The organism is Parabacteroides sp. KHUB-01, from assembly GCF_056640935.1.
In genome coordinates this window covers 709,919-726,659 of record NZ_CM153256.1, presented here as the reverse complement: position 1 = coordinate 726,659, position 16,741 = coordinate 709,919, and the positions used below count along the sequence as shown (strand labels likewise).

The window sequence follows — 16,741 nt, the reverse complement described above, 5'->3', positions numbered from 1 at the left end:
ATATTATATTTGTAAATAAGAGAAAAAATGTAGATGACTAAAACAGAAAAAGAAGTGTTGGTTTTTTCTGGAATTTGGTCAGGATATTAATATTAATTCCAGAGAGTTTTTCAATGGGATTTGAATAAAATTAGGAAAGGAGATTCAATTATGAGAGCGATGAAATGGACATCTTTGACATTGATGCTGATGCTTGCTTTCTCGTCTGTTGCTCAGGAAGAATTCTTTGATGATATTTACTATTCTACTAAGGAAAAGAAAGAAGCGTCAAAGGTTGAAACTAACGTAGTTAAGGCTAAGAAAGTTGAAACGGTAAAGGCAGACAATTCTGAACCGGTTGAAGCAATGTCTGCCGATGAACGTGATGTTGATGAATATAACAGACGATATTCGTCAGATGATGTATATGCTGAAGAAATGCAGGATGAGGCTGCACAGGAAGAAACTGTAGCTGTTGACCCTCAGGAGGAGAAAGAAAGACGTTCTGATTTGGAATATACAGAACGAATAGTTCGTTTCCATTCACCGAGTAAGCTTACAATTGCCGGAGCAGATCAGGTTGACTTGTATTTAAGTGAAGGATATTATGCTTATGACTATGATACTGACGGAGCCAATGTGAATGTGAATATTAATGTGGGTTCACCATGGTACAGCAGTTGGTATGGTGGTTGGTATGACCCATGGTATTATGGAGGATGGTATTCACCTTGGTGGAGTTATTCTTCATGGTATTACAGACCATGGCATTTTGGATGGGGTGGATTCTATGCCGGCTGGTATGGCGGTTGGTATGACCCATGGTATTACGGTGGCTGGTATGGTCCGTCATGGTGTTGGGGTGGTTATTGGGGACCTCATTATCACCATTATGGTTGGGCTTATTCTACACCAGGACATTACTATAGTAATGGACGCTCTTCATATATGAGTAGTACAGGTCGTTCTGCAGGAAGAAGTTATTCTTCTAGAGCAGGCAGCAGTACTGGCAGATATAGTTCTTCTTTGAGAAGCAGTGGCTCTTCATCAAGATATAGCAGCCGTTCTTCAGTTAGTGGAGCATCTGTTCGTCGAAGCACAAGTTCTACTTCTCTTCGCTCTTCTGCTGCAACAACTTCAGGACGTAGATCTTCTGTATCTGGAACATCTTCTCGTAGTTCTATAGCTAATGGAGCTACTACTCGTTCATCTGTTGGTTCAACAACATCTCGTACAAGAACAAGTACAATTGTTGCACCAAGCCGTAGAAGCAGTAATAGCAGTAATTTCTCAACAGGACGTTCAAATTCTGGAACTACAACAAGAAGTTACAGTATGCCATCACGCAACAGCTATTCAAACTCTTCTAATTTCGGAGGTAGCCGTTCAAGCTTTAGCAGCGGTGGCGGTAGCTTTGGTGGTGGACGTTCAAGTGTTGGTAGCTATAGCGGTGGCGGACGTTCAATGAGTGGTGGAAGAAGATAATTCGTTTTTAATGAAACGACATTCAAATTAAGAAAGAAACAAGATGAAAAGAAAAGTTATAACAGTGTTTTCTGCATTGGCATTCTGCTTGGGAACTGCTTATTCGCAGAGTATGATGGATGCTTATCGTTATGTTCAGTCTGAATTAAGTGGAACAGCCCGTGCGGTAAGTATGGGTGGAGCTTTTGGTGCATTAGGAGGTGATGTCTCAGTTATGAACATAAACCCTGCTGGCTTGGCTGTTTACAGAAGTTCAGAAGTTGTAACGACACTTAGTCTTAATATGATTAATACTAAGTCTGATTGGATAGGAACTTCAAGTTCTGAGAATAAGACAAAGGTTAATTTTGATAATATAGCGTATGTCGGATATTTCCCTACGGCTAACGAAGAAGGACTGGTAAGCTGGAATGTAGGCTTTTCTTACAACAGACTGAAGAATTATTCAAGAGATTATACAGCACGTACTTCAGGCTTGGATTATTCAATGTCTGATTATGCGGCAGTAAGAGCAAATTTGAATGGTTGGACAGGAGACCAGCTTTGGCAGACTAATGACTATAATCCTTATGAAAATCCGGAGGTGGGAGACTGGATGTCTATTATAGCCATGAACTCAGGAATGATAGAATATGATAAGGATAAAAAATCATTCTACAGTCCGTTTGCAACCAAAGATGCCTCAGGAGGCGTTGTACCAACAAAGATTACAGAAGCAATAATGAATATCCGTGAGAGCGGTTCGGTGGATCAGTATAATATTGCATTTGGAGCAAATATATCTAATTTCCTTATGCTTGGCGCTGGTGTGGCTATAACGGATTTGAATTATAATTATTTGTCATATTATAATGAGAAATTTGCAGATAACAGTACTTTGACTCTTGGTACAGACAAAGGTGGTAATGGCTTGAACACTGATGGAACAGGTTATAGTTTTAATATTGGTGCTATAGTAAATCCTGTGAATTTTTTGAGACTTGGTGTTGCTTATACATCACCTACATGGTATAAAATGACAGATTTCTATTATACAGAGGCAAGTACAACTATCGGAAACAGTGTTTGGACTGCGAATACACCTGCTGGAGCTTATTCAAAATATGAATATCGTACACCGGATAAGTGGACATTCAGTGCTGCGGCAATATTAGGACAGGTTGCTTTAGTCAGCGTTGACTACGAGCTTATGAATTATAAGCGAATGAGAATGTATGATTATTATGGTAATCAGAATACATATACAAACGGAGATATTCAGAATTTCATGAAGAATTCAAATACACTTCGTGTGGGAGCAGAGGTGAAGGTGACTCCACAGTTTGCTGTCCGTGCAGGAGCTTCATGGACTCAGACTGGAATGAATAACGATTTGAAGAACAATAATGTTTCTGTGGCAACGGCAGGAACAATGCCTCATTACAATGTAGACTTAGGTATTACTAATTATACTGTAGGTATTGGTTATAGATTTACACCTAGATTCTATGCTGATTTAGCATGTGTCCTTCGTTCACAAAAAGAAGATTTGTATGCTTTCTCTCCTATTTTTGATGAAGAAGGTCAGGCTGTAGTTGATATTCAGCCAGCTTCGCTTAAAACTAAAACAACCAGATTGTTGTTGACTTTAGGATATAAGTTTTAATAAATCTAGGAAGGTAAATTAGAAAGGATTAGATAAAAATATAGAGACATGGTTATACTGATATCAGTGTTGCTGTGTCTCTTTTTTTATGAATATATTTCAATAATAATGTTTGTACGGATTTTATGAAAAGATTGATTTTTATAACTCTGTTTTTTTCTGTTGTTTCAATAATGAATGTTTTTTCTTCTGACAAAAATATACGTATAGCTTTGGTTCAGGCAAAATTAGAGTTGGGAAATGTAGATGCAAACATCGAATCATTTGAGCAAAGAGTTTCTTCTTGCAGAGAATGTGATATAATTGTTTTCCCAGAATTGTTTACGTCTGGTTGTGAAATGAAAGTAAAGGACAAAATCAAAGCCAGAGATATGAAGGACAGTGTTGCTGAACGTTATCAGGATGTGATTTCCAATATGAGAAAGTGGGCTAAGAAAAGCGGAGCTCTTGTTGTTGGTTCAACAATTTACAAGGAAAATAATAAATATTATAATCGCTTGCTTGCAGTAAGTCCTGATGGAAGTTTTAAGATATACGATAAGCATAATTGTTTCAAAAAAGGAGCTTTTTCTCCAGGCGAAGAAAAGTTGATTTTGGAATGGAAATCAATTCGTTTGGCAACGTTCATATGTTATGACCTTCGTTTCCCAGAATGGAGCAGAAATGAAAATAACTATGATATTGCTCTATATATTGCCAATTGGCCATCTTCAAGAAGTGATGACTGGAACAATTTATTGAAAGAAAGGGCAAAAGAAAATAAAGCATTCGTAGTTGCCGTGAACTGTGTTGGAGAGGATCGTAACGGAACTGTATATAAAGGAGAAAGCTGTGTGATTGCTCCTGATGGAAATTTAACTGAAAAATGCGAAGACTTTAAAGAAGAGATAAAAATCGTTGAGCTGAATCTGAATTAATTATACTCTTTTAAGTGGTTTGGCTTAATAAATATCATGGAACAGAATTAAAGTTTCTGTTTTTTATACTTTTTTGATAAAAAGGACTGTTTTTATTTGTTGATTTCAAATAAAATATGTTCTTTTGTGCTGTAATCATTTGTGTAACCTCTAAAAACTATCGCCTATAGCATAAACATTACTCGGAATATAAAATATTAGTGTAATGGAAAATTTAAGAATGATGACTGACGAAGAGTTGGTCGTTCTTTATGCAAAAGGGAATAATAATGCCTTTGATATACTATTGTCCAGATATCAAAGTTCAATCTATTCTTATATAAATTTCATTGTCCATAACAAAGATTTGGCTGAAGATATATTTCAGGAAACCTTTGTTAAGGTGATTATGACCATAAAGCAAAATCGTTATACAGAAAGTGGAAAATTCAAGGCTTGGATTATGAGAATAGCGCATAATCTAATCATTGATAATTATCGTCAGGAACGTATCGAGAATACAATTTCCAATGACGAGGTTGAAGTTGATTTGTTCAACAATATGAAGCTGTGTGACGATTCGATCGAAGACCATATGGTTCGCCAACAGGCTTTGAAGGATGTGCGAAAACTGGTTGAATTCCTTCCGGAGAATCAGCGTGAAGTTCTTGTTATGCGCTATTACCAGGATTTAAGTTTCAAGGAAATTGCTGATATTACAGGTGTAAGTATTAATACTGCACTTGGCAGAATGAGATATGCACTTCTGAATATGAGGAGAATGGCAGAAGAAAATAAAATTGAACTTTCAGTTTTTTGATTTTTTATTCTTGCATATACAATAAAAGAAATACACCTTCGTTTTAATTGTGTAATAACATTAAAAACATTTGCCTATGGGTGGAATTTCTACACATTGTATTAACGAAAAAGATTTGAGTTTCAAAAAAGAGGTTAATGTATCTTTGGATGAAAAACCTCGCAAGAGTACATTAGATTTTATTCGCCAGTTTGCACGAGTATATCAGGCTGAAAATAAGTTTGATGCGGAATTATCGGGTTTCGTGCTTAACTAATGGAACTAATTGTATTTTATTTTGATTAAATCAGGAAGAAGGAGTATTCAAATATATTTCATACCTTTGCAAAAAATAAAGATAATATGAAACATTTGATTGCTCCTTCTTTGCTTTCTGCCAACTTCCTGAATTTGCAGAAAGATGTGGAAATGATTAACCGAAGCGAAGCTGACTGGTTACATCTGGATATAATGGATGGTGTTTTTGTTCCCAACATCTCTTTTGGATTTCCTGTATTGTCTGCTTTGAAAGGTGTATGCACCAAGCCTATGGACGTTCATTTGATGATTGTTGAGCCTCACAAGTTTGTCAAGGAAGTTGCCAACTGTGGCGCATATATGATGAATGTTCACTATGAAGCATGTACTCATTTGCATAGAACGGTTTCTGCCATCAAAGAAGCGGGAATGAAAGCAGGAGTGACATTGAATCCTCATACTCCTGTTTGCCTTTTGGAGGATATCATTCAGGATTTGGATATGGTTCTTCTTATGTCAGTTAATCCTGGTTATGGCGGTCAACGCTTTATAGAACATTCGGTGGAAAAGACTAAAGCGTTGCGTGAGATGATTGACCGTAAAGGTTTGGACACACTGATACAGGTTGACGGCGGTGTGAACATGGAAACAGGAAAAAGACTTATTGAAGCGGGAGCTGATGTTTTGGTTGCCGGAAGTTTTGTGTTTAACTCTCCTGATCCAGAAAAGGTTATCCGGGAGATGAAGGCGCTATGATATAATGTAATAACATAACAGTCTGGATTGGAATTGAAAATAATACCGTTTCATTTCCAATCCGGCTTTCCCAAAAAGCCTTGATTATGATTAAAGAAATTATTGAGCGACCTTTTGCAAGGCCGCTTTTTTTGTTTGTATCCGGAATAATTATAGCAGTATATTTCCATGGAAAATATATATTGGCAGCTTTGTTACTTCTTGCGTCTGCCATTGTTTTGCTATGTTCTTATTTCAGAAAAAACTCCTGTCCGGATTATAACTCACGGTTTATGTGGGGAATATTATTCTCATTGTTACTGCTGTTTATATCTATAGTTTATATGGATATATTCTTGTCTCTGCCGGAAGGAGGAATATCTGATTTGCAAAATTACGCTTTGACTGTCAGGAAGAATCTCGTGGCTTCGTTTTCTAATCTTGATGTGCAGGAAAAGGAAAGATCAGTTTTGGCAACGCTTGTGCTAGGCGACAGGGAATCCATGAGTCGCGAGTTGACGAACAGTTTCAGTGCGGCCGGTGTGGTTCATATACTTTCAGTCAGTGGATTTCATGTAGCAGTTTTATATATGATATTATCCCGTCTGTTTTCTTTGTTCGGGAAGATGGGAGTTGTTCGAGCCCTTGATTTTGTTTCAATGATGCTATGTGTTTGGGGATTTACATTTGTTTCGGGTTCAGATTCTCCTACTGTCCGTTCAGCCCTGATGATAACACTGTTTTCCTTTGGCAATCTTATTCGGAGAGATGTTGACGGCTATAATGTTTGGGCAGCATCTGCATTCTTTATGTTGCTATATAATCCGTTTTTTCTTTTCGACATAGGATTTCAACTTAGTTATCTTGCTGTTTTCTCAATTCAGTTCTTCTATTCCCGCATTAAGAATTTTATTCGGATTACAAATCCTTTGTTGTCCGCTTTTTGGAACGGAACAGCCCTTACGCTTGCAGCTCAAGTTGCAACAATGCCATTATGTATGTATTATTTCCGTGAAGTGCCGTGGGTTTTCATATTCACGTCAGTTCCTGTATCATGGTTGTCGTCCTGTCTGATACTATTAGGTTTGCTATGGGTCACTACTGATAAATTGAATATATACGTCCCATATCTTTCGGAACTGACAGAGTGGACAGTAAATACAATTATTACACTTGTGGAAATGTTTGCAGATGTTCCAAAGTTCCGGATTGTCTTTGATGAAGCGATGTTGTTTCTTTCATATATATTATTGGCTTTGCTGGTGATTTATATAAAATATAAGAACAATAAAATTCTTCTGTCGTGTCTGTTTATTCTTTTCTTAATGGGATTGTTATGTCTTCGTTAAAAACACTGCAGTGTTTGTCTGGAAACACTGCGAGTTTCCGATTGAAACATTACGAATATTTTTTTCAAACACTGCAGTCTTTTTTGAATAAAGCCATATTTGCTAATAACTGCTTATCATAACGCACAATAAAGTTTTTCTGTTTACGGAAGATATAGTATCTTTGTCGGCGTAGAAAAACTGTGCGATAAAAGTATGATAACAAAAATCATTCAGGAAGAATTAATTCAGAAAGCAAAGAAATACGTAGAAAAAGGTGAAAGTTTCGTAATAGTCAGCCATGTATCGCCGGACGGAGATGCATTGGGCTCTTCATTGGGACTTTATCATTTTCTGACAGCTTATGGTAAGGATAATGTTACTGTTGTGGTGCCAAATGAATTTCCATCATTCTATCGTTGGATGCCTGGAGCAAAGGATATTGTTGTGCATGAAAAGTATCCTGATTTTGCAGAGCAGTTGATAAGCGAAGCAGACGTTATTTTTTGTTTGGATTTCAATGAACCAAAACGAGTAGAGAAACTTGCAGGTCCGCTTTTGGCTGCCGAGGGTAGAAAAGTGATGATTGACCATCATTTGAATCCTGCAGATTTTTGTAGGGTAACAATGTCATATCCAGAAATGGCATCAACTTCTGAAATGATTTTCCGTTTCATTTGCCGTATGGGACATTTCTCTTTGTTAGATAAGAATGCTGCTACATGTATCTACACTGGTATGATGACTGATACAGGAGCATTTACATATAACTCAAACAAACCGGAGATTTATGTAATAATCAGCGAGCTTATCAAGAAAGGAATAGATAAGGACTGGATTTATCGTCAGGTCAATCAGGTTCATACAGAGGACAGACTTCGTATGATGGGATATGTCCTTTATGAGAAGATGAAAGTTTATCCTGAAAAAAGGGCTGCCCTTATCACTCTGTCTAAGGATGAGTTGGATCGTTTCCATTATAAATCAGGAGATACTGAAGGTTTTGTAAATCTGCCTTTGAGTATCGAGAATGTTGATTTCAGTGTCTTTATCCGTGAAGATAAGGAATATATCAAGATTTCACTTCGTTCTGTAGGTGATTTCCCTTGCAACCAGTTTGCATCCCAGTATTTCAACGGCGGAGGTCATAAGAACGCTTCCGGCGGCGAGTTCCACGGAACTTTGGAAGAGGCTGTTGCTGTTTTTGAGAAAGGGCTGAACGAGTTTGTTCCCAATAATTTATAAGAAATAATAAAAGATAAGTTCTGCAAAGAGTATTTTAATATTTTTGTATGCAGAAATAAAAGAATATACAGATGAGAAAAGGTTTAAATTTAATGATGATTCTTGGAGCCGTTATGATGATAGCTTCTTGTAATAAAACTAAATCATATACGGACATGCTGAAGGCTGAGCAGAAAGCCATAGATCGTCTGATTGATGAAGAGGGAATTGAAATTCTTTCCGAATATCCTGCCGATGGAGTTTTCAAAGAAAATCAGTTCTATATCTTGGATAATGGCGTTTATCTGAATGTGATAGATTCGGGTAACGGAAACAGATATACAAATGGAACAGTCGTACAGAGCCGTTTCAAGGTGAAATACTTTATGTCTGATACAGTGGAGATAAATAATCTTAGTTATGATTTGTATGGTGGTCCGGCTGCATTTACTGCTACTTTCAGTGATTATTACTCTACTGTAGTACAAGTTGCGTCAGGAAATGCAGTTCCAACATCGTTTATCAGTGAAGGATTAGCTTCCGGTTTGGAATACGTTGGTGACAGTTCATATGTTAAGTTGATTGTCCCATTTAAGGTTTCAGGAGGAGACTTTGTTTCTCAGGGAGAACCATTGTATTATACAAAGGTTAAATATATATTTCAGAAGTAGGAGTTAAGTAGTCAAGAAGAAAAACTCTTTATCTGTAGCCTTGTCAACTAAATTAAACTCAAAAACTAATAAACTTAAAAACTAAAATATTATGACACTAATTAAATCTATATCCGGAATCCGTGGTACAATCGGAGGAAATCCGGAAGAAGGTTTGAATCCACTTGCAATTGTAAAGTTCGTTTCTGCTTATGCAACTTTCATCAGAAAGAATACAAAGCAGACTTCAAATAAAATAGTAGTCGGCCGTGATGCGCGTATTTCCGGTCCGATGGTTAAGCAGGTTGTTGTAGGAACATTGATTGGAATGGGCTTTGATGTTGTTGATATTGATTTGGCAACAACACCGACAACAGAACTTGCCGTTGCAATGGAAAAAGCTTGTGGTGGTATAATTCTCACAGCAAGCCACAATCCAAAACAGTGGAACGCTTTGAAGCTGCTCAACGAACGTGGAGAATTCCTTAATGCAGCAGAAGGTGCAGAAGTTTTAGCTATTGCTGAATCTGAGTCTTTCGATTATGCTGATGTTGATTCATTGGGTAAGATAATTGTCGATAACACTTATAACAAGAAACATATTGACAGTGTCCTTGCTTTGGATTTGGTAGATGTTGAGGCTATCAAGGCTGCCAAGTTCCGTGTAGCAATTGACTGTGTAAACTCTGTTGGTGGAATTGTTTTGCCTGAATTGCTTTCAGCTTTAGGCGTAGAAGAAGTGATTAAACTTAACTGCGAACCTCACGGACATTTCTCACACAATCCGGAACCTCTCCCTGAAAACCTTACTGAGATTTCAGATTTGATGAAATCAGGAAAGGCAGACGTTGGTTTCGTTGTTGACCCGGATGTTGACCGCCTTGCAATCGTATGTGAAAACGGCGAGATGTTCGGTGAAGAATATACATTGGTTGCTGTCAGCGATTATGTGCTTTCTCATACTCCTGGTAACACAGTGAGCAATTTGAGCTCAAGCCGTGCATTGAGAGACGTTACACGCAGCCATGCCGGATGCGAATATAATGCAGCTGCAGTAGGAGAGGTGAATGTGGTAGCAAAGATGAAAGCTACAAACGCAGTAATTGGTGGCGAAGGAAACGGTGGTGTAATCTATCCAGCAAGCCACTATGGCCGTGATGCTCTGGTTGGTATTGCTTTGTTCCTTACTCATTTGGCTAAAAAGAATGTGAAGACAAGCGAACTTCGTGCATCATATCCTCCATATTTCATTTCTAAGCAGAAAGTACAGCTTACTCCGGAAATCGATGTTGATGCTATTCTTGAGAAGGTTAAAGAGAAATTCTCACAATACGATATTACTGATATCGACGGAGTGAAGATAGATTTCCCTGAAAAATGGGTTCATCTCCGTAAGAGTAACACTGAGCCGATTATCCGTATCTATTCTGAAGCACATACAATGCAGGAAGCTGAGGAAATTGGCGGTGAGCTAATCAAGATTATCAATGAGATGTGCTGATTTGCTGTTAGAAATTAAAGAAAATTGATATAATTCTTCAGTTAATAAAAAAGCTCTGAAAAGAAGATTTGTAATCTTCCTTTCAGAGCTTAATTTTTATTCTATATTACCGGACAATCAATTCTTGAAAACCAATTCTCCGTTTACGCAGTCAATTACGATTGCCTTATCACGATTCACATGTCCACTCAATATTTCCTTAGACAATTCGTTAAGTACATATTTCTGGATGACACGTTTCACAGGACGGGCACCAAACTGAGGATCGAAACCTTCATGGCTGATGAAATCAAGAGCAGCGTCGGTAAATTCCAATCTTATACCATTCTTGTCGAGCATTTTCTTCACACCGTTAAGCTGCAATGTCACAATCTGACGGATTTCGCTTTCGTTAAGCGGAGTGAACATAATAATCTCGTCGATACGGTTCAGGAATTCCGGTCTGATAGTTTTCTTCAGCAAATCCAGAACCTGATTCTTTGTCTGTTCAACAACAGTATCGTGGTTGCTGTCGTTAATCTTCTCAAAGTTCTCTCTTATCAATGAAGAACCCATATTGCTGGTCATGATAATGATAGTGTTCTTGAAGTTTACCGTACGACCTTTGTTGTCTGTCAGACGACCATCGTCAAGCACTTGCAGCAAGATGTTGAACACATCCGGATGAGCCTTTTCGATTTCATCAAACAAAACAACTGAATAAGGTTTACGTCGGATAGCTTCAGTAAGCTGACCACCTTCATCATAACCTACATATCCCGGAGGCGCACCGATAAGTCTGGTTGCACTGAATTTCTCCTGATATTCGCTCATATCAATACGAGTCATCATATTCTCGTCATCAAACAAGTAGTCTGCCAACGCTTTGGCAAGCTCTGTCTTACCAACACCGGTTGTACCAAGGAATATGAAAGAACCGATTGGTCGTTTCGGGTCCTGCAAACCGGCACGGCTTCGACGTACAGCGTCTGCGATTGCCGAGATAGCTTCATCCTGACCAACTACACGTTTGTGAAGTTCAGCTTCAAGGTTCAGAAGCTTGTCTTTCTCGCTCTGAAGCATCTTGCTTACAGGAATTCCTGTCCAGCGGGAAACAACATCTGCGATATCGTCGCTGTCCACTTCCTCTTTTATCATTGCAGCAGCACCTTGCATATTGTGAAGCTGCTCCTGGACACGCTTGATTTCTTCTTCCTTTTCCTTGATTTTACCATATCTGATTTCGGCAACCTTACCGAAATCGCCTTCACGTTCTGCCTTCTCAGCTTCGAATTTGAGGTTCTCAATATCAATTTTATTCTGCTGAATTTTATTGATTTGCTCTTTCTCGCTTTCCCACTGAGCCTTTTGTTTTGTCTCTTCTTCCTTCAAGTCGGCGATTTCTTTGCTTAACTGTTCCAGTTTCTGCTGGTCGTTTTCACGCTTGATAGCTTCTCTTTCGATTTCCAACTGTTTGATACGACGTGAGACTTCGTCCAATGATTCCGGAACAGAGTTCATCTGCATACGCAAACGAGCAGCTGCTTCATCCATAAGGTCGATAGCCTTATCCGGCAAGAATCTGTCAGAAATATATCTGCTGGACAACTGAACGGCAGCGATTATCGCATCATCCTTGATACGCACCTTGTGGTGGTTTTCATATTTCTCTTTCAAACCACGAAGAATAGAGATTGCATCAAGTTCATCCGGCTCGTCAACCATTACAATCTGGAAACGGCGTTCCAAAGCCTTGTCCTTCTCAAAATATTTCTGGTATTCGTCCAAAGTTGTAGCACCGATTGAACGAAGTTCACCACGAGCAAGCGCAGGTTTCAGAATGTTTGCTGCATCCATAGCGCCTTCACCTTTACCAGCACCGACAAGTGTGTGGATTTCATCAATGAAAAGGATGATTTCGCCATCGCTCTTCATCACCTCGTTTACTACAGCCTTCAGACGTTCCTCAAATTCACCTTTATATTTTGCACCGGCAATCAGCGCACCCATATCAAGTGAGTAAATCTGTTTTGTCTTCAGATTTTCAGGAACATCACCACGTATAATACGGTGAGCCAAACCTTCAGCAATTGCAGTCTTACCAACACCCGGTTCACCGATAAGAATCGGATTGTTCTTTGTACGTCGGCTAAGGATTTGCAGAACTCGTCTGATTTCCTCGTCACGTCCGATAACCGGGTCGAGTTTGCCGCTTCTTGCACGTTCATTCAGGTTGATTGCATATTTGCTCAACGCATCGTATGTATCTTCTGCAGACTGACTTGTCACCTTGTTTCCTTTGCGGAGTTCTTCGATGGCAAGTCGGAGTTCTTTTTCAGTCATTCCGGCGTCTTTCAGAATCTGAGAAGCAACGCTCTTTTCAGTGAACAAAGCCAGGAATATCGGTTCGAGGGAAACATATTGGTCGCCCATCTTTGATGAATATTCAATGGCTTTCTGCAAAACATTGTTTGTCTCGCCTGACAAATAAGGTTCTCCACCCGAAACTTTCGGAAGAGAAGCAATCTGGGCATCAAGCGCACGCATGATGTTTTGCGGACTTACACCCAGTTTCTGGAACAGGAAGTTGCTCATGCTTTCGCCAGTCATTATGACAGCTTTCAGCAAATGAACAGGCTCGATAGCCTGCTGTCCGCTTTGAGTTACGAGCTGAACGGCTTGCTGAACTGCTTCCTGCGCTTTAATTGTAAAATTGTTAAAGTTCATATATTTATACTCCTTTCTTATTTTCTATTTTAATTTCAAATTCGATAGATATACTACAAAAGTGATGCCAAAGTGAAAGACTGACATAATGGCAGAAGAAGGTTGGGAAGTTAAGGAGTTAAGAAGTCAAGGAGTCAAGTAGAATAGCTTTTATCTGTAGCCTTGTCAACTCGTCAACTTGTTCCCTTGTTCCCTCATTAACCGAAAGTCAAGCTTGTGAAACCTGAATAAAACACTAACTTTGCAAGTCTGCAAACTTGGCAAACGACAAGTTGTCAACTTAAACAAAAACAACAATGGAAGAATATTTGGAACTACTTAACAACAGCCAGCGTGATGCCGTCCTCTATTGCGACGGACCTTCTTTGGTAATTGCCGGAGCCGGTTCCGGAAAAACACGCGTGCTTACATATAAAATAGCCTGGCTCATAAAGCAAGGACTTTCGCCACGTGGAATTTTGGCATTGACTTTTACCAACAAGGCTGCACGTGAGATGAAGGAACGAATTGCCGGCATAGTTGGAGAATCAGTGGCACGCCGCCTCTGGATGGGAACTTTCCATTCGATATTTTCCCGTATTCTCCGTGTCGAGGCTGAGCGCATTGGCTTTACTTCCAATTTCACCATTTACGACTCTACTGACTCAAAGAATCTAATAAAAGCAATAATAAAGGAAATGCAGCTGGACGATAAGATTTATCGCCCCGGCATGCTGCAGAGCCGCATATCAAATGCCAAGAATGCTTTGATAACTTATAAGGCATACGAGCAGAACAAGGAGCTGGTGGAGAACGACATAAATGCCAAAGTTCCTCTTCTCCGCGAGATATACAAGCGTTACCAGGTTCGCTGCCAGTGCGCGGGAGCAATGGATTTCGACGACCTTTTGCTTTACACGAATATACTTTTCCGTGACCATCCTGACGTTTTGGCGAAATATCAGTCATTATTTCAGTATGTACTTGTTGATGAGTATCAGGACACCAATTTTGCGCAGCATCTTATTGTCCGTAAACTTTGCGACACTCACCGCCGTATTTGCGTTGTTGGCGATGATGCACAGAGTATATATTCTTTCCGTGGGGCTAATATCGACAATATTCTCCAGTTCCGTAACCAATATCCGGGTTGCCGCATTTTCAAGTTGGAGCAGAATTATCGTTCCACACAGAATATCGTAAATGCAGCAAACAGTCTTATATCCAAAAATAAGGAGCAGATACACAAGACTGTATTTTCAGAGAAAAGTGTTGGCAGCAAGCTGCGACTTATCTCGTCGTATTCGGACTATGAAGAAGCATATTCCGTTGCAAGTATCATAGGCACAATGTGCGCTGCGTCATACGGATATTCTGATTTCGCAATACTTTACAGAACGAATGCCCAGTCCAGAATCCTCGAAGAAGCATTCCGCAAGCGTGGCGTTCCGTATAAGATTTACGGCGGTCTTTCATTCTATCAGAGAAAGGAAATCAAAGATGTAATCGCATATTTCCGTCTGATTATAAATCCTAATGATGAGGAGGCATTCAAGAGAATCATAAATTATCCGGCTCGCGGAATTGGAGACACAACACTGAACAAACTTCTTATTGCCGCAGCCACAAACGAGTTGAGCTTATGGCAAGTCCTGCAGTCTCCTATCGAATATGGCGTTTCCATAAATTCCGGAACGGCACGCAAACTGGCAGATTTCCGCACATTGATGGAAGCCTTCATCAACCAGCAGAACCAGTTGCAGGCAGACGAACTTGCCGCACTTGTAGTTAAGGAAAGCGGATTGTTACACACCTTGGCGCAGGACCGCTCAGTTGAAGGAATAAGCAAATACGAAAACCTTCAGGAATTGGTGAAAGGTATATCCGAATTCTGTGAGATACGCCGCGAAGAAGGTTCGGAAAATACATCAATATCCGACTTCCTTGCAGAAGTGTCATTGCTGACAGACCAGGATGATACGAAGGAAGAACGCACCAACAAGGTCACGATGATGACAGTTCATGCTGCCAAAGGTTTGGAGTTCAAGAACGTCATCATTGTCGGTATGGAAGAAGAATTGTTCCCTTCATCCATGTCGCGCGACAGCCTGAGGGCAATCGAGGAAGAACGCCGCCTTTTCTATGTGGCTATAACCCGAGCCGAAGAAAATTGCGTGCTCAGCTATGCCAAAAGCCGTTTCCGCAACGGGCAGAACCAACCATGTTCGCCAAGCCGTTTCTTGAAGGACATTAGTCCGGAATACCTTACGATGCCAGTTGATGGAGGATTTGGAGCAGTTAGCAAATCCGTTCGCTCGGAATCTTCACAGCCATTGTTCGGCAGGGAAGAGCGTCCGGCATTCCGTTCGCCTATGAATCAGACACCGGTTGCCCCTCGCAAACTTACAAAGATTAATACCGGTGTTTCATCACCGTCACCATCGCTGAAACCCTCTTCAGCAACAGGTCTTTCTGTCGGAGCCGTTGTCAGTCACGACCGTTTCGGTAAAGGTGTTATCATTGCAATTGAAGGCGACGGAGGAAACGAAAAAGCAACAGTATCTTTCGAAAATTCCGGTCAGAAACAGCTTTTGCTTAAGTATGCTAAGTTGCAGGTGGTGGAATAAGAAGTGTTATTAATCGAAATTCGTTTGTGCCCTAAATTACTTTCGAAAGCAATAAGATTTTCTTTCGAAAGTAAATTGAATTACTTACGGAAGAAAATCTTGCCGGATTCGGAAGGAATTATGTGTTTTGTCCGTAAGAAATTCCGGTTAATCTAAATTGATATAAAATTATGGGCGAGAAGAACCGCATCGGCTCATACAAAATAAGAGTTAAGTGATGGCGTATTTGATGACAAAAAGTATATTTGCGGCATGAAACGTATATACACACGCACAGGAGACAAAGGAACAACCGGGATACACGGAGGAGAAAGAGTTCCTAAAGATGATATAAGAATCGAGGCAAATGGCTGCTTGGACGAGCTTAATGCTTTGATTGGAGTGGTCCGTTCCCTCTTGGAACCGGAGCATGAATGGAATGGACTTTTGTATGACATCCAGCGAAATCTGATGGTTGTGATGAGCCTTGTTGCCACACCATCGGCAATACGCCATAATAATCCGAATACGCTGGATGAAAATATTGTTACTGACATTGAGCATAAGCTGGACGAGTTCAGTTCGGAAGTTGAGGAACTCGGCTTTTTTATCCTTCCCGGAGGAACTGTTGTGTCTGCACAATTACAATTGGCACGGACAGTAGCTCGAAGAGCCGAGAGAAGATTGTGGACTTTGAACAGGAAAGATGCTGTGCCTGAAGATATATTGAAATATGTAAACCGATTGTCGGATTTGTTTTTTGTAATGGCAAAGCTTGAAATGCAAAAGCAAAATTGGCCGGAAGAACGCTGGAATTTGTTTGCGTATAAGAGGAAAGGAGTTAAGAAGTCAAGGAGTTAAGGAGTCAAGAAGAAATATCTGTTTCTCTGAAGTTTTGTCAACTCGTCAACTTGTCAACTTGTACCTGAAGTCTTGTCATTTTTTAAGTT

General features: G+C 39.7%; 13 protein-coding genes. 12 read left to right on the top strand and 1 reads right to left on the bottom strand.

The features are described 5' to 3' along the window. Positions 1–150 precede the first annotated feature (150 nt). The 10 genes from ACYIAR_RS03385 to glmM all read left to right on the top strand — a co-directional run bounded on the left by ACYIAR_RS03385 (position 151) and on the right by glmM (position 10,500). Positions 151–1,464: a hypothetical protein gene (locus tag ACYIAR_RS03385; protein ID WP_480332164.1), complete on the top strand. Its 1,314-nt coding sequence runs from the start codon at positions 151–153 to the stop codon at positions 1,462–1,464. 43 nt (positions 1,465–1,507) lie between these two features. Further along, entirely contained in the window at positions 1,508–3,109 is a 1,602-nt protein-coding gene (locus ACYIAR_RS03380) for an OmpP1/FadL family transporter (protein ID WP_480332163.1), read from the top strand. A 125-nt stretch (positions 3,110–3,234) separates the two neighbouring features. Beyond that, positions 3,235–4,026 carry a nitrilase-related carbon-nitrogen hydrolase gene (locus ACYIAR_RS03375; protein WP_480332162.1) on the top strand — a complete coding sequence of 264 codons (792 nt, stop codon included), beginning with the start codon at positions 3,235–3,237 and terminating at the stop codon, positions 4,024–4,026. A 205-nt stretch (positions 4,027–4,231) separates the two neighbouring features. Then, a complete protein-coding gene (locus ACYIAR_RS03370) occupies positions 4,232–4,825 on the top strand; it encodes an RNA polymerase sigma factor (protein ID WP_480332161.1) in 594 nt (197 codons plus the stop codon). A 76-nt stretch (positions 4,826–4,901) separates the two neighbouring features. Then, positions 4,902–5,081, top strand: coding sequence for a hypothetical protein (locus ACYIAR_RS03365; RefSeq protein ID WP_480332160.1), 180 nt, complete (start codon positions 4,902–4,904; stop codon positions 5,079–5,081). An 86-nt stretch (positions 5,082–5,167) separates the two neighbouring features. After that, the gene (rpe, locus tag ACYIAR_RS03360) at positions 5,168–5,818 is read left to right on the top strand and encodes a ribulose-phosphate 3-epimerase (RefSeq protein ID WP_480332159.1); all 651 of its coding nucleotides are present in this window, start codon (positions 5,168–5,170) and stop codon (positions 5,816–5,818) included. A gap of 86 nt (positions 5,819–5,904) precedes the next feature. Further along, positions 5,905–7,146: a ComEC/Rec2 family competence protein gene (locus ACYIAR_RS03355; RefSeq protein ID WP_480332158.1), complete on the top strand. Its 1,242-nt coding sequence runs from the start codon at positions 5,905–5,907 to the stop codon at positions 7,144–7,146. A 195-nt stretch (positions 7,147–7,341) separates the two neighbouring features. Beyond that, positions 7,342–8,370: a DHH family phosphoesterase gene (locus tag ACYIAR_RS03350; RefSeq protein ID WP_480332157.1), complete on the top strand. Its 1,029-nt coding sequence runs from the start codon at positions 7,342–7,344 to the stop codon at positions 8,368–8,370. 71 nt (positions 8,371–8,441) lie between these two features. After that, complete coding sequence (gene bamK, locus ACYIAR_RS03345; protein ID WP_480332156.1) at positions 8,442–9,020, top strand: BamK family beta-barrel-assembly machinery protein; 579 nt, start codon at positions 8,442–8,444, stop codon at positions 9,018–9,020. A gap of 91 nt (positions 9,021–9,111) precedes the next feature. Then, a complete protein-coding gene (gene glmM / locus ACYIAR_RS03340) occupies positions 9,112–10,500 on the top strand; it encodes a phosphoglucosamine mutase (protein ID WP_480332155.1) in 1,389 nt (462 codons plus the stop codon). A 117-nt stretch (positions 10,501–10,617) separates the two neighbouring features. Here glmM and clpB read toward each other — a convergent pair whose 3' ends face one another. Then, entirely contained in the window at positions 10,618–13,206 is a 2,589-nt protein-coding gene (gene clpB, locus ACYIAR_RS03335) for an ATP-dependent chaperone ClpB (protein WP_480332154.1), read from the bottom strand. A gap of 296 nt (positions 13,207–13,502) precedes the next feature. Here clpB and ACYIAR_RS03330 point away from each other — a divergent pair, with 296 nt between their 5' ends. Then, entirely contained in the window at positions 13,503–15,812 is a 2,310-nt protein-coding gene (locus ACYIAR_RS03330) for an ATP-dependent helicase (RefSeq protein WP_480332153.1), read from the top strand. Positions 15,813–16,064: 252 nt separating this feature from the next. Next, complete coding sequence (locus tag ACYIAR_RS03325) at positions 16,065–16,652, top strand: cob(I)yrinic acid a,c-diamide adenosyltransferase (RefSeq protein ID WP_480332152.1); 588 nt, start codon at positions 16,065–16,067, stop codon at positions 16,650–16,652. Positions 16,653–16,741 lie beyond the last annotated feature (89 nt).